We start from the raw sequence: 25,981 nt of genomic DNA, 5'->3' as shown, positions 1-25,981 counted from the left end.
AATTTAGCTTAAGAATTGTGATTATGATTTTCAGTGCTCAGAATTTCTAAAATAAAATCGTAAAAAAGCAATTAAACCACCTGTGGCAGTGAACTTCGAAAGAAATCGACAGATCATTGATTAAAAAAACCGTACAAATCCAATAAATGATTTGTACGGTTCGCTTTTATTAAAAATTAATACGAATAAATCAGCTCTCTAAGCTTTTCTTGTGCCGCCTGGTCCTCTGAGATTTGGAAACTTCTATTTGGCGTATAGCTTCCTAAACTCCCATCATCGGCGTATTCACCAAATCCAGTGTTCGTGCTCACCGGCTCCCCATTTCCTGTTTTTAATTCATAGACTACTCCATTATCGCCTAAGAGATACTTACTAACTGGTTTGCTATAATCCATTTTAACCGAATAATTGGCCGCAAAAGAGCCTGCCATCAGCTCCTGTTTGCCAATGCTTCCATCTTTTGACGTATAAAAGACGCAACCTCCCAACGCATGGATCGGAAAGGCTTTTTCCCCAGGCACACCGTTATTTTGTACCTGCACCTGACCATCTGGCGTATTGGCGTACCAATCTCCACGTCCTGCTGCCCCATGGTCAAAAAACCAATGACTCACCGCCATGTTCCCTATCGCAGCACGTTCGCCTGCCCAATCGAGAAAAGCCTGATTGATTGCTCCTTTTTGTCCAGCGGTAAATTGAACTTTCTGACTCGAATCAGTTGTCGCCGTAGTGCTGACTGTACTGCTAGCCCCCACCGTACTAGAACTTTGTGACTCTGTTGATTCAGAAGACGGACGTGAAGAAACTTCTGAAGTTAAAGACACACTCCTTGACGGTTCCACTTCTTTACTCTCTGTTGAACCACAGCCAGATAATACAAATAAAATACAAAACCCTAAAACGAAAAAACTCATTTTTTTCATTCTGTTCCTCCGAAAAATAGACTAAATTATTTTCTTTCATTAGCAATAAACCATTGCTAGTGCTTTAATTTTAGCACTAAAAAAAATTAAAATAATGAGAAAAAAGGAAGAAGCTATTTATATTTTGCTTGTTTCTGTCTTTTATAAGCGAATCATTGAACAAGCTGATCCTTTTGAAATGATAGCGGTTGCCTTTATGATAGACGAATACCAAGAAAGAAGGAATTGATATGTCAGAAAGAATCTCTTTAGAACAATCAGCTTTAGAATTTAGTATTGCTAATGAAAAAGAACCTTATATTTATCAATTACCTGTAGACGAAGCACGGGCACTACTAGAGGAAGTACAGGATTCTCCAGTAAATAAATTAGATGCAGACATTCAAGATCAAGAATGGGATTTAGGAAACTATGGAACCATTAACGTACGAACCGTAAAGCCAAAGGATACGACTGAGAAACTCCCCGTCATTCTTTACATTCATGGTGCTGGCTGGGTGTTGGGCAGTGCCCATACTCATGACAAATTGGTGCGTGAATTAGCCGTTCGAACAAATTCGATTGTTTTTGTTCCAGAATACGACCGCTCCCCCGAAGCAAAATACCCAGTGGCGATTGAACAAAGCTATGCGACCCTGCTTAAATTAGTAGAAGAGGCAAATAACGCATACGACGTTGAGCGTATAACTATTGCTGGTGATAGTGTCGGAGGAAATATGGCGACCGTTCTTACGATGCTGGCAAAAGACCGTCAAGGACCGAAAATCAATCAACAATTGCTTTATTATCCAGTAACAAATCATGGATTTGATACAGAGTCCTACAACCAATTTGCGACAGATTATTTCTTAGCCAAAGAAGGCATGAAATGGTTCTGGGATAATTACTTACCTGAAGGACAAGAGACAACGATCAAAACAATCTCCCCACTTCAAGCGTCTAAAGAAGACTTGACAGGACTTCCAGCTGCCATGATTCTTAACGGCGAGGCCGATGTATTAAGAGATGAAGGCGAAGAATACGCTCGCCACCTACGGGATGCCGGCGTAGATGTGACCCAGATTCGCTTCCAAGGGATGATCCACGATTTTGTGATGGTCAATTCTATGGATCAAAGCAATGCGGCACGAGCTGCAATGGATGTTTCGACAGATTGGTTGAACAAACGAAATAGCTAAAGAAGTCGCAAAAGGATCGAGCAACGATTGCTCGATCCTTTTTATTTAAGTTTATTCTTGTTTCTCATTTTCGTCTGCTTCGTTAGCTTCATTGGATAAAGGGGAATTAAGCGAGTTGGATGCCTCATCGGAAGGCTGGATATTTCCCAAACTGATACCAATCGATAAATTTGCGACCATCGGAAGGTATTCACCATACTTGCTCATTTCGACAACCGTCCCTTTAGGCTGATCCGAATCTACATAGTACACATCATAAGTGATTGTCGCACCTTTGGCCGCGTAGGTTTCAAAGAATAGCTTCGGCAAATCCCCTTCAAGAGCATTTTTACGCAGATCCTTGATATATGGACGTCCTTCTGAATAAACAACTTCAATCGTTGGAGGATTATCCTTTTCATCCAGTTCGGTTCCGGCTTCTATCGTTTGGCTAATAAAATGACCGAAAGGAATGGTTTCCGAATACGCACTTTTTAGCACAGCCGGCAGTTTCCCTGAGAGTTCTCTAGCTTCTTCTAAAGTGTATTTCCCATAATTGGGAACGACTAACGGCTTACCTTTCGACAACTGCACTTTAAATTCATCCTGTTTCGCAATCTTCGTCCCAACAGGCGTTTCCTGAGAAACGACGCTATCCAATGCAATCGATTGTGAGAAAACTTTCTCGGTAACTAGCTTTACTTCATTTTTTCGTACCCATTCATTGACCTCTGTCAGCGTTTTGTTGGTAAAATCAGGCACTTCGATAATTTTTTCAAAGGTTTCTTTACCTTTTGAATAGTAGACTGTCAGCCGATCTTTACGCTTGTAATTTTTCAAGTTTAATTCTTTGTTGGCTGCCTCCTGCTTGATAAATGTACCTTTTTGAATTTTATCATCATACTGCTCAATAACCGAGACATTTTCGGCCTTCTCCTTTTTTACCCACTCCTTCGCCTGATTCGAAGTGATTGACTCAAACTCTGGCAGGATGACTTGTTCGTCAGGATTAGGGCCCAAACTGACAGTCAAAATCAAGGTCTTTCCTTTTTTGATCTTATCTCCCGAGTTCACGCTTTGTTTAGTGATCTTATTGGTCGCTGTATCAAAGCTGTAAGTATTTTTAAGGTTCAAAAGCACTCCTTCTTCAGCACTCCACTCTCGTGCATGAGCAATTTCTTTGCCTTGAAAATTAGGAACCTTTACATAATTTAATCGATAATAAGCAATAGTCATCCCAATTATAGTAAGAAAAACCGCGATAGAAATGAAGAAGATTTTCCTTTGTCTGCGTCTTTTAAACGTGGGGTCAAATTCGACGTGCTCTGGCTCTACTTTTTTATCTGCTCTAGATGGTAAACGCTTTTCCTTTTTTACTGGTGCTTCCTCTAATGGTACTTCCTTTTTTTCTTTGTCTTCATCTTCATTGTTTACAAAATTTGATAAAAAATCACTCATATTGACTTAACACACCTTTTCGCAGCAGGAGCACTTCATCGGCCTGTTGAGCCACCTCACTGGAGTGGGTGACCAAAATAACACATTTTCCGTGCTTATGAGCCAACTCCTTGAAAATATCAACGATCTCCTCCTCCAGCTCTTCATCTAAATTACCAGTAGGCTCATCCGCTAGAATAATATCGCCATTCATCGATAACGCACGTGCGATTGCTACCCGCTGCTGTTCTCCCCCGGACAGCTGATTTACCAGCCGATTGGCTTTGTCTTCAGTAATTCCAATGTATTTCAAAAGATTATAAGCAACCTGCTTTTTTTCTTTTGGTAAATCATTCTCCGTTATCGCCATTGGCACAAGGACATTTTCAACAGCTGAAAGATATGGGATCAAATTATAGCTTTGAAAAACAATACTGATATCGTTTTTTCGAAATTTTTCGTAACCAATTTTTGCGATATCTTGCCCGTCATAAAGGATTTCCCCCTCTTTCGGCTTGTCTAAAGCACTGATCAACGATAAAAAAGTCGTTTTACCAGAACCCGATCTGCCTAAAATACTATAAAGCCTCCCTTTTTCAAAACTAATGGAAACATTCTTTAAGATAAATCTCCGCTGATCTCCATCTTGATAATAATAATCAATATTTTTCGCTTCTAATAAAGCCATCATTCGTACCCCTTCTTCTGATTAATGAGGTCATTTTTAACAAAAAATGACGCTGGATTTTCATGCCGTATATCATTCTACTAGTTCCTTCTTACTCGGTTTCCCCTTACTATTTTATTTGCTTATTCCTAAAACAAACTGTGAAGAGTGAAACTGAAATCCTTCTTCCTGTTGATGAAGTCATTTCCTATGCTGTTCTTTCTTACATCATAATTTTCTTCGGATTCAAGCGAAGAATATACAATAGTGGCAACAAAGCAGAAATAAAAACTGTCCCAATCCCCACCAACAAATAGGTCAAAATGTAGCCAACACTGAAGGTCACTTTGTAGGCTTGCTGAATATCTAAGAAGGAAAGATCACTTTGCATCAAGTTACTCATGTAATATTGCTGTGTTTGATTTGCATTACTTAGCCAATCTGATTGAATGAGTGATCGAGAAATTGCTCCGCCTAAGAAATTACCAGTAATTAATGACAGTACCAAAGCAACACAGCTAATCATCAACAATTCGAGAACGATTTGCATAATGACTTTACCACGGCTTTCGCCGAAAGAAAGATAAATTCCCAGTTCTTGTTTTCGATCACGTAGAAATAGCAATACCACCAATGACAAAATCAAAAGAGTCGCTACTACCGCTATGATCACGATGTATTTAGCTATCGTGTTTAATTTGGTCAAACCGCCCGCTACTTGTTCATATTGATCTGTAGAGGCCACAATATGATAAAATTCTGGTAATAAAGCATTCGCATCTTGACGGAAGGCCTCGATGTCCTCTGAATTTTTTAAGACATATGTTGCTTGATAGTAAACACTATCATCCCCCATTGATCCTTCATCGGCTGACAGACCTCCAGACATTTTCTCATCAATCTTCTTTTGAAGATCTTTTGCCGCTTTTTCAGTCGTATAAATCGTATTCAACTGCTCTAAGGCACGCCATTCATTTTCTGATTTTTGCTGCTCCGTTTGCTGGGAACTTTCTTTCTTTTGGACAACATTGAAAATTCCAGCTAGCTTCATCGGCTGATCGAAAGATGTTGTTTTAGATTGCGATTGCTCCTCCTCAGTATCCATCTCCTCAACACCAACTGGCATTTCAACAACCGTATCAAGAACAAAATTGTCACCGACGGATAGGTTATTTTTTTCAGCAACATCTTGACTAAGAAGAACCGCATTTGAACCATTTTTGATATCTGTATCAGTAAATCCGTCACCATCTGTAATCTTGATCAAGCCCTCTGACACATCTAGAGGCGTCTTGCTATTGTATCCTTTAATGTTAAACATGTACTTTGCACTACCAGCGTAAGAAACTCCCCCATTTGGATCCGTTGCAGCTTTAAATTTATTTGTTCCTGTACTGTTTAAAACAAACAGATCAGAACGTTTCACATAGGAAAGTTTACTAATTTTTTCGTAATCCTTTGCTTTAGGCTGTTTTAGTTCCTGCCCGCCTTCCTCCGCAGCAACAGTAGTCATCTGCTTCTCGTAAGCCTCATAATCCATTTCAACGCTCGCTACAGGCAGCATTTTTTTCTTCGTTTCATTTTCTACATTTGTTGTCGATTGTTGAATAGCAACAGCTCCCGCGATTACATTTCCTAAGATAAAAACAACCAGAAACAAAATCAATGACTTCCCCTTACGTCTCAGAACACTGCTGATGGCGCGCTTTTTATAATCCATAAACTAACCCCTTTTCACCTTAATTACATAGTATTATTCCATGATATTAACCTTCACTAATGGTAGCAAAATAAGGTGGAGTAAAGTCCAATTTGTCTTAAACGTACGATTTTTACTCTTGAAAGTACAAAAATAATTGTTCTTCGGCGTCAGATAATTCCTAAACGCAGTTTATGAATAGATTTCAGTTACCTGTAAAAGGAGGAATAAGTCTTTATTTTTTAAAGTTAAAACTAAAAAAGCACCTATTCTAAAAAAGAATGGATGCTTTGGTCATATTAAATTAGATAGTCTCAAAAAAACGGAGTACTTACATCTCCACCTGACGGACTCTTTCTATGTGCATCGTCAAGTATACTTCTTCCTCTAATGGCGGTTTCACATTATGGATCTTATTCAAATAACTTATAATTTTTTCTGCACATTGAAAGGAGGACTGGTATTGATCGAGGACAATACGAATCATCTCTTCACTCATATCCATCATTTTGATCCCCTTTACCTGGCGAATCAAGAAATATTGAAGGTGGGAGACTAAGCGAGAAAAATTTATCGAGTTCTGATCAATTTTGATTTGAAAATGATATTGGATAATGGAAATGATTTCCGAGATAATTTTCGTGACATTCATCGCCTGTTGAATCGAATCATAATTGCTTCCACTACTAATGAAATGCATAGCAATTGCCGTAGATTCTGTTTCATCCAGTCCCACATTCTCCGCCTCGTTGATCACTGCGACAGCCTTTTCGCCAATAGCGTACTCTAAAGGATAAAGCTGCTTGATATCCCAATGCAAAGGACTCACAATGGACATATTTTTCTTTTTTCGTTCAACAGCAGAGTAAATATGGTCTGTTAGAGAGATCAACATCGTTAAGCCAAACTCTGTGTGAAGTTCCTTTTCAGCAATTTTTATGATCGTATCACTTAGAGAAATATACTGCATAGGAATCTCACTAATTAAGGTAGAAACTTTATCAATTTCACTTTTTGGTTCATTTTTCAGGATAAATTTTCGCTCAATCAGTGATTCATTGATTAAATTTCCAGGGTAAGCCTTATAACCTACCCCTTTGCCCATCACAATCATCGGCTGGCCGGATTCCCCTTCAACCATAACAACATTGTTATTTAATCTTTGTGTTATTTGCATTGGGTTCCTCCTTATATCATTACTAACACAACTATAGCAAAGAAGCGGCCTCTTTATCAACGATCAATGTTATATTCGGATGTGTTGTCAATAAGGTAGCAGGAACCTCCTCTGTGACCGTTCCCTCGACTAGCTTTTTCACAATCTCTGCTTTTGACTCTCCACTAGCAATCATTACTAGTTGTTTAATTTGCATTATACTCTTTGGTCCCATCGTAACATAGAAATCCGGACGTTTTTCCTCTACTCCGCCAACCTCATTCAGCAGCACATCGACCATATCAGGCGTAGCATCTTCATCGACACGACTCGTCAAATCACCGAATTTAGTTGTGTTGGGTAGATTTCCGCAGAAGTGTCCATCGGCACCTACACCAAGCAATACAAAATCTAATCCGCCATCTTCTTTAATTCGTTGATCTTGCATCTCATAATTCGTCCAATCAAGTACATGAATATTTTCTTTCTTTATTGCTGCTGGTCCAAAAAACATTGCGTCTAGATTGGTCATGGTCACACCATAACGATCTTCTTCACCTTTAAAAGGAATCTCATCAAAATTGTAATAATGAACCTGTTCAAAATATTCCTTGTTCTTTACTAAGGGAACCAAAAGTTCATACACGCCTTTGGGAGTGGAGCCAGCAGTAATCGAGATATTGCGTCGATATTGACCGTGCATCGCTCCTAAAAGATATTGCGTTGCAACAGTACTCATTTCATTGTAGTCTTCCGTGATAATTACTTTCATATTTCATCCTTCTTTCTTTTAATTCAATGCGATATTAAATAAATTGTTCTCTAAATCAATCGTTTCAGAGGTCGCCTTATTGATCGTTTTATATTTTTCTGAGTTGGTTACTACGACGATTACCGCATCATTTAAGTTCTTAGACTTGATAAATGCTGGATCAAACGATAATAGCTCATCGCCTCGTTGGATTTTTTGACCTTGCTTTACCTTTAATTCAAACCCTTCTCCATCAAGAGTCACTGTATCTAAGCCAATGTGAATCAACACTTCGATCCCACAGGATGCCACCAGCCCAATCGCGTGATTCGTTGGAAATACCGCCTTTACCTCTCCTTCAAATGGTGCATAGACTTTGCCATCAGGAACTTCAATCGCCAGTGTTTTTCCAAGGATTTCCTGAGAAAAAGTATTGTCATCAATCATCTCTAAGGGCAAGATTTTCCCTTTTACAGGTGAATGAATGGATAAGCTATTCTCCTCTAACGAAATTGAGTCTGCTTGTGCTGCCTCACTGCTTTTGTTTTTTTCTCCCCTTGTTTCTTCAGAGAAACGATCCATCAACAAGAAGGTCAAAATAGCAGTGGCAACGATTGAAATGATCATCCCGATGACAATTCCAATAAATCCTTCACCCATAAACGCCGGCAATGAGAGAATTCCCGGCATAACAAATCCGAAGCTGCGCCCACCTAACATTGTGCTAACAGCAGCACCGATCCCTCCGCCGAGACAGGTCGCGATCATCGCACCCTTATACTTAACCAATACCCCATAAATAGAAGGTTCTGTGATCCCTAAGTATCCCGGAATTACAGCAGATAGCGCAACTTGTTTTTCCTTAACCTGCTTAGTTTTGAAATAAACAATTAATGGTGCTGTCGCCTGGGCAAATGTACTCATAAGCACCATCGCCAGCATTTGTGAAGAACCAAAACTGGAAATTTCCTGCTGCATTAAAGGATTCATCGCGTGATGCATACCGGCTAACACAAGGACGGGACGAGTACTTCCTACAACCAATCCTGCTAGCCACGGAGAAAAATCAATCAGCCATTTGATTCCCTGAGCAACATATTCACCAATATAATAGCCTAATGGCGCTAATACACTCATCGCAATTGGTGCAGTGATTAATAACGCTAATAAAGGAGAAAAGACCATATTGACCATTTCCGGAATACGCTTGTCAAAAAAGCGCTTAACATATTTCAATAGCCATACTGAGAAAATGATTGGTAAAACAGAGGCGCTGTAATTAACCACAGCTACTGGAATAAAGCCAAAAAGCTTCATGACCTGCTGACCTTCCGCAATCGCAAAGGGATACATCATCAATCCAGCCAAAGTTAGGGCCAAATACTCATTTGTCTTGAAGCGCTTCGCAGAACTCACAGCAAGCAAGAACGGGAAAAAATAGAACATAGCATCTGATAATCCATTCAGAAAAATGATCGTATCAGAGCCACCATCCGCCCAGCCAAAATTCAAGAACATAAAGATGAAACCTTTAAGTAGACCACCAGCAATGACTGGCGGCAAAGCGGGAGTCAAGATTGATGATAATGCATTTAACACACTAGAAACTCCGATTTTTCTATCGTTCTCCTCATCACCATTTGATAAAGACGTAATCTCGCCTAGCTCATTCGCAACACTCGCAACTTTTCCACCAAGAATTACTTGAAATTGATCTCCTTGAAACTGAATACCAAGTACACCATCCAATTGGCTTAACGCCTGCTGGTCGACCTTCTTATCATCCTTCAACTGAAAACGTAAACGTGTCACGCAATTAGTAAAATGACGGATATTCTTCTCTCCACCGACATACTTTAAGATAGCTTGAGCCAGCTCCTGATTATTCATGTTCTTCCTCCTTTTTTAGCCGAGTCCAATAAAAAAATGCCTAAAGAGAGTATGTGTATTAACCATACTTTCTTTAGGCATTGCCAGCTTTACCCGTAACGAACCCTGCTAAATGTAATTGTTTTCACACATAGGTTATCATCACAAAAAAGGAATGTCAACACGATTTTTTTTCTTTTACACGTAAAGAAATTGGAAAAATCTGCTCCACCGTTACCTTACCCGGATTCTCGGAAATCCCTCATATTTTGATTTTCAGTATTAAAAAACCCTCATAGTAAATTATTGATTCATTATTTATTAGTAATTTTTCCAAAAAATGATTCTTCAATTCTGCCTTCTCATCTAACAGTTTTGTCATGCGTATTAATTCTTAATTTCTATTTTATATAATCTGAAAAAATAACTACGAGGAGACCATATGAAAAAATATATTATACCCTGTTTATTTCTTGTTTTAAGTATTCTATTGTTTTCGATTTCCGCGCTTGTGGGTTCATACATTGATTCCAGTGGGATGCTTGTTGAACCAGCATTCTTTTGTATTCCATTAGGCTATGTAGCATTAGCTCTCGCTTTCTTTACTGCCTTGTATAGTATCGTTAAACAGAGAATCCTAAAAAAATATTCTTCTTAATTCGTTCTTTCCCCTCATGCAAACTAGCCCGTTGAATAACGGGCTAGTCTCTTAGTTCTCAAATCAAGCAGGGTCAAGAAAATACATGATCTTTCCAATTTTAAAATCAATCCTCCAACAAACTTTCCCGAAATTCCTCTTTCAGCAACAGTAAATGTTCCTCGGTAAAATTCTGGGTCAGCTTATAGCCAACAAAGTAGGGGGATACGATAAAACGTGGTGTCAGCTTAACAATGTATTTCCCTTCCCGCTCAAATAAAAACAAATTATAGCTTTCGCATCGCCCATGATGGTACGTGTTTAGAATGTACTTAACCGTCTTTTGTACATAATCTGCTAGGCAATTGATGGCATCCGCTGCTTTCACATCAACGAGAAGATTAATCTCTAAAAAGCCCATAACCGGCATACTGGAGAAATTGATTTCGACATTCTTTTCTGACAGAACGGTAATACCTTCGAAATTCTCCGATTGAATCTGAGCTTCCCCATCGATTTCCTTTAAGCCGACGATTTGCATATGAGGGTGCTTTAAGCTCCCCCCAGATAAGGGCCCGTGATTTTTATAAAAGAGCACGGATTTGAATTGGGGATCTGCCTTCGTTTTTGCCCAGCAATCGAAAGCAAAAGCAAATAACTTCCGATTTTCTTCGATTGTATAGGTTGAGATATCCTTATTGTGATCCGGATGTTCAATAATAATTGTTTGAAAAGTATCCCGCAATGTTTGGTATTTATTAAGCACCCAAAGCTGATTTCCCTCTTTTCTCAAAATATTGTCTTCTTCCGCGTAGTCACAAAATGGACAACCGGCTTTTTCCGATCCTAGGTGTTGCGGTTTCCCATTAGCGGCCAATGGTAAAAAAATTAACGCCGCTTCCTTTTTATTTTTCATAGATAAGTAGCTCCCATCTGAATAGTCTTACTCATTATACTAGAGTACGAAAAAAACGAATACATGTTAAGCCTATTTCGACAGCCTGATCATTTAACATAACGCTACGCTGGTAATGACTCCCGTTCCAAGTTTAATTGAATACTTTTTTACCTTTCTTGGGATGTTAGACTTAAAGACGAATGATAGGATTGGATTGCCGAATTCAGTAGGAGTGATTGGATGAACAGAAGGGCTCACCAATGGGCAAAGCTACAGTGGCTTGGAATCATCGGATTTCTGGCAGATATTTTTCAAATAGAAGTTCTGCGACTGTTTTATTTGTTTTGGCTTTTTGCGTTGCCTCCATTATTTTTTATGATTCTAGCTTTCTTCAAGCATTTTCCATTCATTTCTCAGAATATCCACATGTTGCTTAGCATTCCGGTTGTTCCGCTAGTCCATGGTTTCAAATTACCAGATAAAGAAAATTTCGATCCAAAATGTCACTACTCGCTGCCATTTGAAGGAGAATGGTACGTGGCAAATGGTGGTATTGATAAGGAAACCTCCCACTCTTGGCTGATGCATTCTCAAAGATACGCCTATGATTTTATCATCGTTGATCAAGCGGAACATTCTTATACTACTAATCGAAAATCATTGGAGGACTATTACTGCTACAAAGCCAACGTACTGGCCCCAGCAGATGGAACGGTTATTAAAATAGCTAATCATTACGAAGACACACCGATTGGAGAGATTGGCGAAGTCGGGTGTGCTGCTTCTGATATACGTGGAAATTTTGTTATTATTCAGCATGATAAACATGAGTATAGTGTTACTTGTTATTTACTAAAAGGCAGCATTTCCGTGAAAGCCGGCGATACTGTTCGCCGAGGAGAAAAAATTGCTCTGTGCGGAAACAGCGGTAATACAAGTGAACCCCATATTCACTTCCAACTTCAAACCGGAAAGAGCTTTGTTTATTCCGCTGGATTGCCGATTTCATTTACGGGGATCTGCTGGGACGATCATCAAATAGACGAACCTTGTTTTATTTCGCGAGAAAGTCAAGTTCGAAATGGTTAAACCTTTCTATCAGTTTTGCACGAACGACCGATTCCTTAATAATTTCCCTAAGCAAAACAGAATTAAACAAAAGAAGCTCTGGTTACCGTAAATTAGCAGGTATTTCTAAAAATTCTCAGTTCCTGATTAAAAGGAAAACTACTTACAAAAGATGGATAAACCCTTTAGAACAAAAAAAGCCGAATGAGCATGGGAACAAAAGTAGCATTCCCATTCATTTGGCTTTTTTCGTACTAATTGAAAGTTTTATCGCTTTTTATTGCTTCTTTCTAAAGATTAAATAGATGGCTGCTGCGGTTATCCCTAATCCAGCGACTGCAATCAAAGGCTGCACAGTATCATTTGTTTTTGGATAGAAGGAATTGCTTGACTGACTTCCTTTGCTCCGTCCAGTGGTTCCTTGTTGATGATGTCCTTGTTTAGTTGTATCGTCAGTTTTTTGCTTATTTACCATTGTCAGCGTTAGTAGCTGCGATGCATTCTCTCGACTGATCGTAAATGGGAGTGGTTTGGTGTCTAATTCGTAGCCTGGCAAGCTTTTTTTCTCAACAAATTGATACGTGCCAAAAGCCAAATCTTTTACGAAAATGCGACCAAATTTATCTGTTTTATAGGTTTTAATAACAGTCCCATCTGACTTTTCTAAATTGAATTCAACACCCGCTAAAACCCGATGAGTTTTTTTATCTCTCTTTTCAAGGCTGACCTGTCCCACACTTGCTATTTTCTTTTGATCTTTGACGGTTAATGTATGACTATCCGTTTGCTCATTCGTGACAACGATATGATGGAGTGTGCCATCAATCTGGTAGCCGGCTGGCGCTTTTGTCTCAATAATTTCGTATTTTCCGAAAGGAAGATTGTTAAAATACGCCTCGCCACTTTCATTTGTGACTGCTTTTTTCGTAAATGTTCGTTCATGATCATTTCGAATGGCAAATTCAGCATTCGCTAAAGGCTGACCCGAATCGTCAGTTTTTATGACCTTCGTACTTCCTAACTGTGTAGCCGTCTGCTCATTTTCCCATTTTGAAATAGTGATCGGATCTTGTGGATCATAACCAACCGTCACTTTCTTCACAAGATTTGTCGCGGTGTAGCCGGCTGGCGCCTTTAATTCTCTTACTTCATAAATCCCTTGAGAAAGGTCAGTAAAGCTCAATACACCCTGTGAATCCGTTTCGCCTTTCTGATATTCCTTTTGTCCTAATGCTCGGATGCCAAAGACAGCCTTACTTAATGGTTTACCCGTTGCCTTGTCTGTTTTTTCAATTTTCAACGAGCCTTTTTGACTGATAGGTTGCTCTTTTTTATTGGTCCAGTTACCGATATTGACATCTTGTCCGCCCTCGCCGACTCGTACAATCAGCGGATGAGGGGTTAATTGATAACCGTTTAGGCTAGTTAATTCAGCGACGGTATAGAAAGCTCCTACATTTAGCTCGGTGAATTTTACCCGTCCATTCTCATCCGTTTTTTTCTTAGTAAACTCTTTTTGACCAAATTCTCTGACCCCAAATTCTACCCCGCTTAACGGTTTTCCAGTTGCCTCGTCGATCTTCGTTAGTTGAATACTTCCCTTTTTATCTACTTTATGTTTATTCGTGAATTCAATAACCGATTTTTTCTTCTCTTGACCAACATAGATAATATGAGGTTGTTCATCAATTTGATAGCTTTCCGGAGAGGTTAATTCTACAAGCTCATAATATCCAGGAACTAAATTTTTATATTCAGCATGGCCCTGTTTATCTGTCGTCACTCTGATAAAATCGTGTTCTCTCAGTCCTTTTAACCCAAAAATTGCTCCAGATAAATCTGCGTGAGTTGTTTGATCCGATTTATGAATAGCTAATTCAACCAAAACAGCAGCTTCTTTTTTATCCTCAGCTACTAATGTGACAGCGGAGGTTTGGGCGCTAACGGTGACTTTATGGATAGTCGTTGACAGTTCATATCCTTCCGGCGCTTTTGTTTCGATAATTTCATACTCACCATAGGGAATCCCCTCAAAGCTGACATTTCCTTGTTCATCTGATGCTTGAACATCAATAAATTCTGTTGCCCCTTTTTGTCGAATACCAAATTCAGCCCCTGCAAGTGGCGTCTGCGTCTGGCTATCTTGTTTATGCAACGTGACGCTACCAACCTCAGGCTGTTCATTCTCTGATAGCCACGGATTATAGAAATTATGGATTTCCATCCCATCACGTTGATGAAGATTCTTGGCAAAAACATACCCATTAATGCTTCCTGAATGATAAACCACCGTCGCGTTAGGTGCGATGACACTACCTATAGTGAAGCTATGATAATAATTTTTTCCATTGTCTTTTCCATAATTGTCAGCTCCCTCGCTCGTAATACCACTCTTTGAAGTATCTGGATAGCTGCCATCATCTTCAAGATAGTTGGTAATACTTTGGGCATTTGGGAAATAGAACGTAATTTTTCTAGCTAAAGCACTGTAGGTCCCTGCATCTTGTCTAGTAGCTCCAGAAATACTCGTCCCGTTCATTACGATCTTTTTTGATGCAGAAGTCGCGACAATTTGTTTGTATTGATCGCTTTTCAAAAACTCATCCGGAATCGTTAATGTTTTAATTTCCAACGGTGTGTTATCCTTATCAAAGCTCAAGATAAGTACTTTCGAATCTGTGGTAGACGCACTCAATTTATACCCTGAACCTTCATAAACAGTCTTTCCAGCACTTTTAGTTAGCTTGTCTAATTTCGCGTTCATCTGATCTTCTTGTGCTTGTAATTTCGCAAAAGCCCCATCAATGATCTGGTCGTCTGCCTTATAGGCGATCGCTGAGAACCATTCGCCTAAATTCTTATAAATCCAATCAGAAATTGTTGGACGTGCGACTAACCAACCTTGCGTTTTTCCATTCGTTGTACGGTTTTCAACAACGGGCTTTACCCATTCGCTAGTTGCCCGATTATCGATTTTTCCGCCAAGCAATACATTGACATATTGATCCTCCCTAATCGGTTCTCCAATCGCCGTGTTGTTTTCCCTGAATGAAGCCCCGTAAGTGAAGGTCTGAAGATCATCAGGAAAAACACTATCTCCCCTAACAGCAATAGCCCCTTCAGTATCCGCCATATTCGCAGAATGCTGACCCGTTAAATAGGCATTATAATCCCACAAATTCCCAAGTTTTGCGGCGTTGCTTTCTGACAATGTTTGAACCGTCGCCCCTTTAGGTGCAGCGGAAGCTTTCTTTTCACGATTAGCCAAAGTTTGATCGGCATTAATTGATTGTTCAGTTTTTTCTGCTTTTTTATTGTCAGTGGATGACTGACTAAACTCAGCTCCATTTTCCATTCCCTCTTCAGAAGGAATGCTTGAATCTGTATCTTCTTTGCTTGCATCAGTCTCTTGAGTACCTGGCTCCTTAATCTCAACACTGAGCGATTTCGTATTTTCAGGAGTACTATTTTCATTCCCGCTTCTATTTGAAACCGTTATTTTATACTTTCCTTTCTGCAACACATGATACTGGTAAATAACGTGTCCAGAACTTGACTCTCCCTTCACCAGTTCCAATCCAGACTCAGGTGTTACGGACACCTTCAAATAATTTGGCTCATCTGTTGTAATCAACAGGTTTCCTTGGTCCCCAACCTGACTCGGTTGTTTATCAAAGCTTAAATCAAGCGTTTTCTCAGAAGCAAATACTTGATTTTCAAGAAAGAATGTATGAAATAAAGGGATGACCAGAATCCCAATAAAAATAATCCTCATAAGTTTCTCAACTTTTTTCCCCATTAGTAATCCCCCTTTTGTGGGAGTATATATCCATAAAAAATAACTTTCAAGGAATTGATACTACACATAAAAAGCATTCAAAAACGCGTTTTATTTTTTATTTTTTTGATCTTATTTATGACTATTTGCTCAAGACGTGTTCAAGCTATAGCTTCGTTTAACCTACAGTAATCACAGAAAAAAAGCAGGAAAGAACTATTGAACGTTTTCTTCCCTGCTTTACTTTTTTATTAATTAAATTTGGTTAGTTACCCCAGTTTCGTTGCGACCTTGTCAGGAACTTCATTCTTCTTTACTTCCTCATACATCGTTACACCTTTTTCTTTATTCCAAGTGATCTTTAAATAAGCATTTTTACGTAAAGGACGCGTTTTATTCGCTCTAAACTGAAGTTCTTTTTCCATGCCATCTTTATCATAGCCCTTTAAATCATAAGAATAGTCGGTATACTCTCTTCCCGCATCATCTTTTCCGTCTAAACGGCTGCCATCTGTAGTAATTTTTACATAATATTTTTCGCCATCCATTACTTTTTCATATGTACTATTCAAAAAATGACTTCCTCCGAATAAGACGATCGCTATCACTGCCGCAAAACCAATCAATACTTTTTTCATACTAAGCATCCTTTCTTAATTTCACAAAACAAAATAGCACGATAGGACCCTTTTAGCCCACATTTTCCACTAACATTTTTGTAAGCTGAGGCAAATTTTGAGTTAAGAATTTTCTTTTATTACACTGCTCTGTTACTTTTAAACGACAGTAGAGTATTTCTCAAAAAGTACGACCTATACCGAGGTTCATGGAATCTCGGTATAGGTCGTGCAGATGATATCAATAAAAATGTTGACACATGGATATCCTTCTCCATCACTTAGCTGACGTCTTTGATGTATAGTTCCATTTGAAGAAAATATGAATCGCCCTGTAAAGTTATAATCTAGCTTTACAGGGCGATTCGTTTATGGAGATTTATTTTAACTTGTCATTATTGAATTCTTTCAATTATTTTTTCTGTCGTCAGTCCAAATTCTTCCTGAAGGAAATCAGGAGTCCCTACTTGACCGAAGCGCTCGTCGACACCGATACGCTTCAACGGAATAGCAAGACCATTATCAGCTAGAACTTCTGCTACAGCACTGCCTAATCCTCCAGTGATTGAATGGTTTTCAATCGTAATTACCATCTTCTTACCAGCTAATCGTTCCAACAATAACTCTTTATCTAACGGTTTAATGGTAAACATGTCGATCACATCCACCGTTTCACCGCTTTCTTCGAAGAACGCTGAGACTTCCAAAGCCTCCGAGACCAATTGTCCAGCCGCAACGATTAAATAATCTGAGCCCTTCTTCAACAAATTGCCCTTCCCTAATTGAAAGGTTGATCCTTCAGCATAAACATTTCGAACACCTTTACGTGTACCACGAACATAGTGTACCCCCGATAATTTGCTGAATTCTTTGATGATCCAGTCCATCTGAACGGCGTCAGCAGCGTCACAAATGACTACATCAGGGATTGAACGCAGTAACGCCACATCCTCCCAAGTCGTGTGCGTCCCACCGTTATGACCAGCCGCAAATCCAGGGTCTGAACCAAAAATATTGATGGTATTTTTTGAATAGGCACCAGATAAGTAAATTTGATCCAATACTCGGCGTGTCGCAAACGGTCCGAAGGTATGAATGAATGGTACATATCCTGTGAGATTCAACCCCGCTGCAACGCCGACCATGTTTGCTTCGGCAATCCCGACATTGATAAAACGATCCGGATTCGTTTTGATCAAATCGGTCCATTTGCTGGCACCACCTAAATCGGCATCTAGCGCAATGACCTGCTCATTGTTTTTCATTGTCTCTTTCAGAGCGTCGACCACCACAACTCGAAGCTCTTTCCCAACTTCTCGATTGTCTGCTAGTGTGTACATCTATCCACGCTCCTTTGTTCGTTCTCGCAAGTCTTCCAGAATCCGTTCTGTCCTTGCCAAAATTTCTTCATTATCAAATTTCACAGAGTGATTGGCTACCATTTCTTCGAAGAACGGTACGCCCTGACCCTTGATAGAATCAAGCACAATACAAACTGCTTGGTCTTCGACCGTTTTACACTCCGTAATCGCTTGATCAATCGCTAGCATATCATTCCCTTTAACTTTAACTGTTTTAAAGCCAAACGCCTGCATTTTTTTCTCGATATCAAAGGGATTCAGGATTTCCTTCGTTGTTCCATCCAATTGCTTTTTATTTTCATCAATGATCACGATGCAATTATTCAGCTTGAAATGAGCCAAATATTGAAAGGCCTCCCAGCATTGTCCTTCATTTAATTCGCCATCACCGACGATTAAGTAGACGTAACTGTTCCTTTTTTGCATCTTCAATCCAGTCGCGATCCCCGCTGCAACTGAGGTCCCTTGGCCTAAAGAACCAGTCGTCGCATCCACTCCAGGCGTTTTTGTCCGGTCGGGGTGAGAAGGCAGTCTTGTACCGCCTTCATTCAACGTCATCAGCCAGCTTTTTTCAAAGAAACCAACTTCTGCCAAGGCGCTATACCAAGCAGTCCCAGCGTGTCCTTTGGATAATACCACGCGATCTCGTTCCTCCCATTGAGGATTTTTTGGATCGTAGTTCAATTGTTTTCCGTAAAGCACTGCCAACAATTCCACAATCGACAAAGAACCACCGATGTGCCCAGCACCGACTTTACGAATGGCCTCAATCGTATCAATCCGAATATTTGCGGCTAAAACTTCTAATTTCTTAAGCGTTACTTCTTCCACAGTATCTTCTCCCTTGAATTATTCAGAAACCGTACTTGATTTTTTTCCTTTGGTGATCGCTGTCAAGACGATCAAGATTCCTAATACTGCGAGAATTCCAATGATCGCCGCAATTTGACCGCCAAAATTGGCTAAGTTTCCTAAGAAAATTCCAGTTACACCATAATCCGTGTCAGAGAAGGTCGAGCCTTGGAAGCCTAGTTCGCCCATAACCGGCATTAAGAGAATCGGCATAAAGCTGATAATAACGCCATGGACAAATGAACCGACAATTGCTCCGCGTAACCCACCGGTTGCATTTCCATAAACGCCAGCTGTTGCTCCACAGAAGAAATGCGGTACTACTCCTGGAATGATCACCGTCGTTCCTGTTAAAACCATAATCACTAAGCTGACGATTCCGCCGACAAAGCTAGTCAAGAAGCCAATCAATACTGCGTTTGGTGCATATGGGAAAACGATTGGACAATCCAATGCCGGAATGGAATTCGGCACTAATTTTTCCGAGATTCCTTTAAATGCCGGTACAATTTCTGCTAAGATCAAACGAACGCCTGCCAAGATCACAAATACTCCCGCAGCAAATGATCCAGCTTGTTGTAACGAATAGATAATATAATTTGTGCCCTCGCTTAGATTTTCGGTAATGAAGGTATTTCCTGCAAACAGCGCAACAATTACATAGACCACTGCCATGGTGATCGTGATACTTACCGTTGAATCTCGTAGGAAGGATAATCCTTTTGGAAAGTTAATATCTTCCGTCGATTTTTCTTTATTTCCGACAAATTTTCCAATCAGACCACTCAAAGCGTATCCAAAGTTTCCTGTATGCCCTAAAGCAACGGAGTCATTTTTCGTAATTTGGCGAGTAAAAGGTTGTGCGACAGCTGGGAAAATGGTATTCGCTAATCCTAATGCCAAACCGCCAAAGAGTACCAATGGCACGGTTCCCATATCCGTCACACTCAAAATCACTGCAATCATGCAGGCCATATAAAGTGTGGCGTGCCCCGTTAAGTAAATATATTTAAACCGAGTAATCCGGGCGATCAAAATATTGAAAGCCATCCCGACTAACATAATAAGTGCAGTGTACGTACCAAATTTATTTAATGCCAAGGCAACAATGGCCTCATTGTTCGGAACCACGCCCTGCATGTTGAAGGCCGCTTGGAACATTTCACCAAAAGGTGCCAATGATCCTTCGATCACACCTGCTCCAGCTGTAACGACTAAGAAACCAACAAATGTCTTGATCCCGCCTTTAACAATCGAAGCAGTATCCTTCTTCTGTAAAACATTCCCTAAAACAGCGATCAATGCTACGAGTAAAGCTGGAGTACTTGCAATATCAATTAATATACTTAAAATGCCGTTCATTCTTTTATCCTCCTATTTCTTCCCTTACAGGCAATGCAGTCTATAACAGCCCTTGCTTCACACATTCCGCTTGAACCTTTTCCTTCAATTCATCCATGTCAATAATGCTATTCAAAACAATGACATTTCCTAAATGCTGCGCACTGTCTGCTAAATCCCCGCCAACAAAAAAGGCGTCCGCTAATTCTGGTGCCGCACTGCCCATGTCATAATGAGATACCTCTACGTCCTCGACACCTAAGTCTTTCAATACTGATTGAATGTTCATCTCTACCATAAAGCTTGAGCCCAATCCCGAGCCACATACTGCTGCAAATTTCATTATTCATCTTCTCCTTCAGTCATAATTGCTAAAATTTCTTCTTTCGATGAAGCCTTTAATAAGGTCTCTAATTTTTCTTTATTCGATAAAATCCTTGTTAAGCTCGCTAAGGCCTTCAAATGCATCTCATTGTCGATAGCAGCCAAACAAATAAAGATTTGAATCGGATGATTTTCATCATCTGAAAGTAAAACGGGGGGATCCACTTTTAACAGTGACATGCCCAATTCCTTTACCCCATCTTCCGGACGAGCATGAGGCAGGGCCACCCCTTTGCCGATATGGATAAACGGTCCGTAATCCTTTACCTTGTTGATCATCGCTTCAATATACGTTTGATCGATTTTTTCTTTCTTTTTTAAAGGTTCGGCAGCTACATCAATCGCCTCTTCCCAGCCCATCTTGCGGTCTGTCAATTGAATCATGTCAGCTGTTAATAATTCTGATAACATCGGTCGATCATCTTCCCTTCTTTTCATTTCCTTGTTCATTTTTTTCTGCACAATCTTATAGAGCTTTTCTTTGGTGATGCCTTTCTTTAGTTCAATATGAGGGATTAGAATATCTAGGATTTCATTCACCGATGGAATCAATACCTTCGGAAAGAGAAAATCTTCTTGAACTCTTCTCATTAATGCATTTTTTTCTAACTGGGTCATGATCGGGTTGATCACATAAAGCTTCTTCTCGGTTTTTACAGAAACACTGGAGAAAATAAGATCAAACTCACTATCCAGAACTTGTTTATTGAATTGTTCAAAAGAACTTGTTTCAGAGAAATCGATCTGCGGAAACAGCTCCTGCAGCTCAGACTTCATAATCAAGGAGGAGCTGATACCGCTAGGGCAAAGAATCAGTGCCTTGAGCTGAGCATTCCGCTTCTTCTGCCGCTGATTGCTGATTTCTCCGCCAAAGAGAATCGTGAAATAACCGATTTCCTCCTCAGGAATCTCTTTTTCAACAAGTTTCCTTAATGGAAACAAGGCAAGCTTTGTCAACTCAAAAATTTCATGATATTGCATCTTAATTTCATCAATTAGTACATTACTCAGCTTAAACTCAAACTTAATCCGAAAATACGCTGGAACTAAATGGTAAAAAAGATCTAACAACAACTTGCGATAATTTTTGAATTCAATCGCTGACAGTCGCTCAATCTCATGGATGACCTCACTTGAGCATTCCAATAAAAATTCTAACGACGTATCCTGAATCTCTCCTTGAAGAACGGTCATAAAAATGACTGTGAAGTAGTAAGATTCCATCGTAGTGTTTTTAATTTTAGGGAAATGTTCTAAAAAGCGATTGCTCGCTTTATGTGCGATCAATGGTTCTAATAGTTCCTGATCCTCCTTTTGGAAGCTCATCTCATGATTTTCTGTTCGACAAATCAAATAGGAAATAAAATACACCATTTCTTCAAAACGGCTAGGAACAAAAACCAGGTCAAATTCTTCAATCGTCATTGAAAAGTTTGAGCGAACCTCTGCATAAAGGTTTGGGGATTTTAATGATAGACCTTCATACAACAAGCGATTGCCATTAGGACTAGCGGCTAAAATACCTAACAAATGAAAGGCAGCTCCACGGATAGCTTTCTCACTGCCGTTTAGAAAGAAACCGATTTTTCTAGAATATTCAAGTGCCACACCACGCTCAGCTAGTACTGCTCGCAGTTTCTTCAAATCTTTTAAAATCGTATTTTTACTGACAAAGAGAAAGTCCTGGAAGTAATAAACCGATAATTCTTCAAACTGTGCGAAGGCGAGTAGGAAAATCATTGCCTGCCGCTCTTCTTCAAGAAAAACAGCTTCTTCTCGTTTTTGATTGAAAAAGAGATCGATCCAGTTTCGCGCAATGCCCTTAGGAATTTCAATTTCATCATTTGTTATTAAAATCTCTGAACCATATAAATTTGACGCTACTTCATTCAACTTATCGATCGCTAGAAGCAGTTCTGCTTCTTCCATTTTTGTCATTTCTGCTGCTTGATCAAGCAAAATATTTTCTTTTGAAGCTCCAATAATATAACTTAGCCGATAATCTATCATGTTCCTACCCCCACCTATACTATATATCCAGACCAAAGAAAGCGCTATGATTCTTCGGCACAACCTATTTTCGTTTTTTCTAAAACAGTGTGCCGATGTTTTTAGCTATTGAAAAAAGAACACATAATTCAACTTACCCTCCGCAGTAACAAAGCTTTTTGACTATTTTAACTACTTAATTATCATGAATAATTAAAAATTTAAAAAAACGTCCTACATTCAAATAGAAAAATAAAAATCTGTTATTTATTCTATTGTTAAGCAATGACCTACTCACCTAAAAATATTGATCTATTCATTTTTCTCTTCTCTGATATCATTATATCAATACTCCTTATTTCCCAACGGTGATTACAAAGCATTCATCGACCGCTTAGAAAATTTCCAAGACTTCTATTAGCAGAAATCAGGCATTTCCTGTTTCTTTTGTCGTAAATTGTCACAATCTTAATGAAGCTCCTCTGCAGATACGCCATCTACGTATAATTAGATCTAACAACCGCTGAAAATTCGATGATTTAATAATTTATTTTCCTTAAAGGGGAGCGATCTTATTTTTTATAGAAAAAAGAAGAAAAATAGTGAACACAAAGTCGATATATGGGGGCGGGAGCCACTTGAATTATATGAGAAAATTGGACGTACCCTTGAACGAAGTGAGCAACGTCTTTCGTTTACAAGCGACGGAACCCTTATTCTGGATCTGATGGTTTTATTTCATCATGAAAAGCCTGATATTCGCGGCGTTGGAAGCTTGCTTTACGCTGGCGAATGGATCAATTATGGTTCAAAACTCTACAGAGTAAATACGACTCTTTCTGCTAATGAACTAGAAGAATTGATTATGGAGGAGTTGAAGCTAACAAAAGCTGATTTTTTAATCAGTAGTACATTTTTAGATCCTAGAATAATTTGACAAAGACACATGTAAAAAAAGAAGCGGTTGACTGATCAAACTCATGATTTTTTGTCACAACAAAAAGATCGAGCATCTAAGAATGAATGCTCGATCTCCCAATTTTTTTTAACTACATAATGGTTCCCATCGCCACGTTTTGATCTTCATCATTGACGATCGCCGCAGTAACTGCTGCTTCTAAGCCTTTAGCAATGGTTTCAGCTGATAGGCTTGGCGTACCAGCTGGTAAATCAACTACTTGTTCTGGCAAATAAGGGACATGGATGAAGCCGCCCTTGATGTTCTTTGCCTTTTTGTCTGCTAAGTAAAGCAGGCGATACATAATATCATTGCAGACAAATGTTCCAGCGGTATAAGAGACGCTTGATGGAATTCCTGCTTCTTTAACTTTGCTGACCATTGCTTTTACAGGTAAGGTCGCAAAGTAGGCAGTTTCACCATCTTCATGAATTACTTGATTCAATGGCTGCTGTTCTTCGTTATCTGGAATGCGAGCCTCCATTAAATTGATTGCTACTTTTTCAATCGAGATATCTGAGCGTCCGCCCGCTTGTCCGACACAAATGACGATATCGGGATTTTGTTCCTCAATCGCTTTTTCCAGAACTTCACCATCTTTTTTAAAGACCGTTGGAATTTCCAGCGTATGGATTTCAGCTCCTGCAATTGTAGTTGGTAATAATTTTACTGCTTCAAACGCAGGGTTAATTGCTGCGCCGCCAAAGGGATCAAAACCGGTAATTAAAACTTTCATTTACTTCACCATTCCTTTTCTTCTATTTAAATAAAATCATATAGCAGATTTGGAAAACCAAAAAGATTACTGCTAAGACCGCTTGATTTTTGATTACGCCAAAACGATCCTTCATCTCCAGCATCGCCACTGGAACGATGTTGAAATTGGCAGCCATCGGTGTACACAAAGTCCCACAGTAGCCGCAGGTTAATGCGACCATTCCGATTAACACTGGATCAGCTCCATAAGCCAGAACAAACGGTGCTCCAATTCCGACAGTCATTACCGTAATGGCAGCAAAGGCATTTCCCATGATCATTGTAAACAGCATCATGCCGATCGCAAAGACGATAATTCCCAGATTGACATTTCCTTTTGGAATCACCTTCGCTACCAGATCAGAGATTACTTCCCCAACTCCAGCGGCCGTAAAAATCGCACCTAAACTAGCTAATAGCATCGGCAGCATACTTAATGGGCCCACCGTAGATAACATACGCTCCGCGTCATCCAAGAATACTTTCGGTTTATTTGAACGAGAATAAACCATCAAGACAACAATCGCAACTAATACACCTACGCCAACACCCACTAAGGCGCCTAATTGTGTGAATACCGCAAAAATAATCGCAAAAATCCCCATTGATAATGCTGGGATAAAAATCTTCATCCCGATCTTATCGGCCATTTTCTTCGTAACAGCCTCAGTTGGTGCGCTTTCTTTGCCTTTGCTGACTTTTTTGAATATTGGCGGTAGTGTCATAATGATGACCAGCACACCATTAGCCATTGGCGGAATCCAACGTCCAAACATCATGACCACGCCTAGTGCACACCAAAAAATCGCGGTGCCGATCGGGGTTGGATTGGCTTTATCGCGGGCATTTTTGATCCCCGTATAAACGGCAACAGCCCCCATAATAATATAAATAATTTCAAGTAGCTTTTCAGATAATAAAACATCTTGACTTAGAAAAAATGACATGTGTGTTCCTCCCTATTTATCGTTACCGTAGTATTTTTTGTATAATTTTCGGTCTTTTAAGAAGTAGTATACGATCGCTACGATGACTGCAAATAGCGCCACCGGAATCTCAACCTTCGCTAAATCAAGCAGACTCGTTTCATAACCTAGATCCTTCAATGTCGCTTGAACTAATAGCGCACCTGGACCTCCTACAAATAATACTTGGAAGAAAAACCAGGCAATATTTTCCATGCCTGAGGACATTCCTTTTAATTCTTCAACATAATCTTCTTCAGGTTCTTTTCCTTTTGCTTCAATCGAACCAATCACCATCGGCATAATAATTGGACGAACAAACCCGGCTACCCCGCCAAAGCTGATATTGAACGCCGCAAAGATCGAACGCATGACACCGTACGCTCCAATAACTGCTCCAGCGGAAGCATTTTTGATTTTTCCAATTAATTTTGCTGCCGATTCCTTTAAGCCATTTCGCTCTAAGGTTCCCGTAACCAGCATAATTAAGATGAAAATTGCCATCGAACGATTCGAGACAAAGCTTGTTCCCAATGTTGTCAGTAAACCCTCAACACCTAAACCACCAGTGATCGCTGTAACGATTGCTGCGATCAAAATGATCAGAATTGAATCCAATTTCAGTGCAAATCCAATAATAACAATTAAAATACCTATTAATTTAACTAATTCCATGTAAAACATTTCCTCCTTATTCATTTCAAACAAATGTAAAAAT

21 protein-coding genes are annotated in these 25,981 nt (G+C 39.6%); 3 read left to right on the top strand and 18 right to left on the bottom strand.

The window, feature by feature from the left end; translation table 11 throughout:
- Positions 1-176: 176 nt before the first annotated feature.
- A complete protein-coding gene (locus tag IGI44_RS21420) occupies positions 177-923 on the bottom strand; it encodes a hypothetical protein (protein WP_438789940.1) in 747 nt (248 codons plus the stop codon).
- A 230-nt stretch (positions 924-1,153) separates the two neighbouring features.
- On the opposite strand from IGI44_RS21420, the gene IGI44_RS21415 reads away from it, so the two are divergent.
- The gene (locus IGI44_RS21415; RefSeq protein WP_438789939.1) at positions 1,154-2,101 is read left to right on the top strand and encodes an alpha/beta hydrolase fold domain-containing protein; all 948 of its coding nucleotides are present in this window, start codon (positions 1,154-1,156) and stop codon (positions 2,099-2,101) included.
- A gap of 51 nt (positions 2,102-2,152) precedes the next feature.
- Here the strand turns inward: IGI44_RS21415 and IGI44_RS21410 are convergent, their stop codons facing one another.
- The 6 genes from IGI44_RS21410 to IGI44_RS21385 all read right to left on the bottom strand — a co-directional run bounded on the left by IGI44_RS21410 (position 2,153) and on the right by IGI44_RS21385 (position 9,680).
- Positions 2,153-3,538: a PASTA domain-containing protein gene (locus tag IGI44_RS21410; protein ID WP_438789938.1), complete on the bottom strand. Its 1,386-nt coding sequence runs from the start codon at positions 3,536-3,538 to the stop codon at positions 2,153-2,155.
- A complete protein-coding gene (locus IGI44_RS21405; protein WP_438790308.1) occupies positions 3,531-4,205 on the bottom strand; it encodes an ABC transporter ATP-binding protein in 675 nt (224 codons plus the stop codon). Before IGI44_RS21405 ends, IGI44_RS21410 begins: the two co-directional genes overlap by 8 nt.
- A 202-nt stretch (positions 4,206-4,407) precedes the next feature.
- Positions 4,408-5,904, bottom strand: a complete 1,497-nt coding sequence (locus IGI44_RS21400) for an ABC transporter permease (RefSeq protein ID WP_438789937.1) — start codon at positions 5,902-5,904, stop codon at positions 4,408-4,410.
- 310 nt (positions 5,905-6,214) lie between these two features.
- Positions 6,215-7,060 carry a PRD domain-containing protein gene (locus IGI44_RS21395; protein WP_438789936.1) on the bottom strand — a complete coding sequence of 282 codons (846 nt, stop codon included), beginning with the start codon at positions 7,058-7,060 and terminating at the stop codon, positions 6,215-6,217.
- 31 nt (positions 7,061-7,091) lie between these two features.
- On the bottom strand, positions 7,092-7,811 hold the full coding sequence (locus IGI44_RS21390) for a glucosamine-6-phosphate deaminase (protein ID WP_438789935.1): 720 nt from the start codon (positions 7,809-7,811) through the stop codon (positions 7,092-7,094).
- A gap of 18 nt (positions 7,812-7,829) precedes the next feature.
- On the bottom strand, positions 7,830-9,680 hold the full coding sequence (locus IGI44_RS21385; RefSeq protein ID WP_438789934.1) for a glucose PTS transporter subunit IIA: 1,851 nt from the start codon (positions 9,678-9,680) through the stop codon (positions 7,830-7,832).
- 421 nt (positions 9,681-10,101) lie between these two features.
- Here IGI44_RS21385 and IGI44_RS21380 point away from each other — a divergent pair, with 421 nt between their 5' ends.
- Positions 10,102-10,317, top strand: a complete 216-nt coding sequence (locus IGI44_RS21380; RefSeq protein WP_438789933.1) for a DUF3955 domain-containing protein — start codon at positions 10,102-10,104, stop codon at positions 10,315-10,317.
- Between the two features lie 106 nt (positions 10,318-10,423).
- Here IGI44_RS21380 and IGI44_RS21375 read toward each other — a convergent pair whose 3' ends face one another.
- Complete coding sequence (locus IGI44_RS21375; RefSeq protein ID WP_438789932.1) at positions 10,424-11,212, bottom strand: DUF4931 domain-containing protein; 789 nt, start codon at positions 11,210-11,212, stop codon at positions 10,424-10,426.
- 222 nt (positions 11,213-11,434) lie between these two features.
- On the opposite strand from IGI44_RS21375, the gene IGI44_RS21370 reads away from it, so the two are divergent.
- On the top strand, positions 11,435-12,283 hold the full coding sequence (locus tag IGI44_RS21370) for a peptidoglycan DD-metalloendopeptidase family protein (protein ID WP_438789931.1): 849 nt from the start codon (positions 11,435-11,437) through the stop codon (positions 12,281-12,283).
- Between the two features lie 256 nt (positions 12,284-12,539).
- Here the strand turns inward: IGI44_RS21370 and IGI44_RS21365 are convergent, their stop codons facing one another.
- The 10 genes from IGI44_RS21365 to IGI44_RS21320 all read right to left on the bottom strand — a co-directional run bounded on the left by IGI44_RS21365 (position 12,540) and on the right by IGI44_RS21320 (position 25,938).
- The gene (locus tag IGI44_RS21365; protein WP_438789930.1) at positions 12,540-16,061 is read right to left on the bottom strand and encodes a SpaA isopeptide-forming pilin-related protein; all 3,522 of its coding nucleotides are present in this window, start codon (positions 16,059-16,061) and stop codon (positions 12,540-12,542) included.
- A gap of 248 nt (positions 16,062-16,309) precedes the next feature.
- The gene (locus IGI44_RS21360) at positions 16,310-16,678 is read right to left on the bottom strand and encodes a YxeA family protein (RefSeq protein WP_438789929.1); all 369 of its coding nucleotides are present in this window, start codon (positions 16,676-16,678) and stop codon (positions 16,310-16,312) included.
- Between the two features lie 374 nt (positions 16,679-17,052).
- The gene (locus IGI44_RS21355) at positions 17,053-17,997 is read right to left on the bottom strand and encodes a transketolase family protein (RefSeq protein ID WP_438789928.1); all 945 of its coding nucleotides are present in this window, start codon (positions 17,995-17,997) and stop codon (positions 17,053-17,055) included.
- Complete coding sequence (locus tag IGI44_RS21350) at positions 17,998-18,849, bottom strand: transketolase (RefSeq protein ID WP_438789927.1); 852 nt, start codon at positions 18,847-18,849, stop codon at positions 17,998-18,000.
- An 18-nt stretch (positions 18,850-18,867) separates the two neighbouring features.
- Complete coding sequence (locus IGI44_RS21345) at positions 18,868-20,232, bottom strand: PTS ascorbate transporter subunit IIC (RefSeq protein WP_438789926.1); 1,365 nt, start codon at positions 20,230-20,232, stop codon at positions 18,868-18,870.
- Positions 20,233-20,272: 40 nt separating this feature from the next.
- The gene (locus IGI44_RS21340) at positions 20,273-20,554 is read right to left on the bottom strand and encodes a PTS sugar transporter subunit IIB (RefSeq protein WP_438789925.1); all 282 of its coding nucleotides are present in this window, start codon (positions 20,552-20,554) and stop codon (positions 20,273-20,275) included.
- Positions 20,554-22,605 carry a BglG family transcription antiterminator gene (locus tag IGI44_RS21335; protein ID WP_438789924.1) on the bottom strand — a complete coding sequence of 684 codons (2,052 nt, stop codon included), beginning with the start codon at positions 22,603-22,605 and terminating at the stop codon, positions 20,554-20,556. Before IGI44_RS21335 ends, IGI44_RS21340 begins: the two co-directional genes overlap by 1 nt.
- A 1,028-nt stretch (positions 22,606-23,633) precedes the next feature.
- Positions 23,634-24,278, bottom strand: a complete 645-nt coding sequence (gene pcp, locus IGI44_RS21330; protein WP_438789923.1) for a pyroglutamyl-peptidase I — start codon at positions 24,276-24,278, stop codon at positions 23,634-23,636.
- A gap of 22 nt (positions 24,279-24,300) precedes the next feature.
- Complete coding sequence (locus IGI44_RS21325; RefSeq protein ID WP_438789922.1) at positions 24,301-25,245, bottom strand: DUF979 domain-containing protein; 945 nt, start codon at positions 25,243-25,245, stop codon at positions 24,301-24,303.
- 12 nt (positions 25,246-25,257) lie between these two features.
- A complete protein-coding gene (locus tag IGI44_RS21320; protein ID WP_438789921.1) occupies positions 25,258-25,938 on the bottom strand; it encodes a 5-oxoproline transporter, DUF969 family subunit in 681 nt (226 codons plus the stop codon).
- Positions 25,939-25,981: the final 43 nt, after the last annotated feature.

The organism is Enterococcus sp. DIV0756 (assembly GCF_051710745.1).
Classification (GTDB): Bacteria; Bacillota; Bacilli; order Lactobacillales; family Enterococcaceae; genus Enterococcus_A.
Note: the sequence above shows the minus strand (reverse complement) of the source record. Positions and strands in the feature narration are given on the sequence as shown.

Coding starts and splice junctions, on each gene's coding strand:
- IGI44_RS21420 (WP_438789940.1), bottom strand. CDS start 923: ATGAAAAAAATGAGTTTTTTCGTTTTAGGGTTTTGTATTTTATTTGTA.
- IGI44_RS21415 (WP_438789939.1), top strand. CDS start 1,154: ATGTCAGAAAGAATCTCTTTAGAACAATCAGCTTTAGAATTTAGTATT.
- IGI44_RS21410 (WP_438789938.1), bottom strand. CDS start 3,538: ATGAGTGATTTTTTATCAAATTTTGTAAACAATGAAGATGAAGACAAA.
- IGI44_RS21405 (WP_438790308.1), bottom strand. CDS start 4,205: ATGGCTTTATTAGAAGCGAAAAATATTGATTATTATTATCAAGATGGA.
- IGI44_RS21400 (WP_438789937.1), bottom strand. CDS start 5,904: ATGGATTATAAAAAGCGCGCCATCAGCAGTGTTCTGAGACGTAAGGGG.
- IGI44_RS21395 (WP_438789936.1), bottom strand. CDS start 7,060: ATGCAAATAACACAAAGATTAAATAACAATGTTGTTATGGTTGAAGGG.
- IGI44_RS21390 (WP_438789935.1), bottom strand. CDS start 7,811: ATGAAAGTAATTATCACGGAAGACTACAATGAAATGAGTACTGTTGCA.
- IGI44_RS21385 (WP_438789934.1), bottom strand. CDS start 9,680: ATGAATAATCAGGAGCTGGCTCAAGCTATCTTAAAGTATGTCGGTGGA.
- IGI44_RS21380 (WP_438789933.1), top strand. CDS start 10,102: ATGAAAAAATATATTATACCCTGTTTATTTCTTGTTTTAAGTATTCTA.
- IGI44_RS21375 (WP_438789932.1), bottom strand. CDS start 11,212: ATGAAAAATAAAAAGGAAGCGGCGTTAATTTTTTTACCATTGGCCGCT.
- IGI44_RS21370 (WP_438789931.1), top strand. CDS start 11,435: ATGAACAGAAGGGCTCACCAATGGGCAAAGCTACAGTGGCTTGGAATC.
- IGI44_RS21365 (WP_438789930.1), bottom strand. CDS start 16,061: ATGGGGAAAAAAGTTGAGAAACTTATGAGGATTATTTTTATTGGGATT.
- IGI44_RS21360 (WP_438789929.1), bottom strand. CDS start 16,678: ATGAAAAAAGTATTGATTGGTTTTGCGGCAGTGATAGCGATCGTCTTA.
- IGI44_RS21355 (WP_438789928.1), bottom strand. CDS start 17,997: ATGTACACACTAGCAGACAATCGAGAAGTTGGGAAAGAGCTTCGAGTT.
- IGI44_RS21345 (WP_438789926.1), bottom strand. CDS start 20,232: ATGAACGGCATTTTAAGTATATTAATTGATATTGCAAGTACTCCAGCT.
- IGI44_RS21340 (WP_438789925.1), bottom strand. CDS start 20,554: ATGAAATTTGCAGCAGTATGTGGCTCGGGATTGGGCTCAAGCTTTATG.
- IGI44_RS21335 (WP_438789924.1), bottom strand. CDS start 22,605: ATGATAGATTATCGGCTAAGTTATATTATTGGAGCTTCAAAAGAAAAT.
- pcp (WP_438789923.1), bottom strand. CDS start 24,278: ATGAAAGTTTTAATTACCGGTTTTGATCCCTTTGGCGGCGCAGCAATT.
- IGI44_RS21325 (WP_438789922.1), bottom strand. CDS start 25,245: ATGTCATTTTTTCTAAGTCAAGATGTTTTATTATCTGAAAAGCTACTT.
- IGI44_RS21320 (WP_438789921.1), bottom strand. CDS start 25,938: ATGGAATTAGTTAAATTAATAGGTATTTTAATTGTTATTATTGGATTT.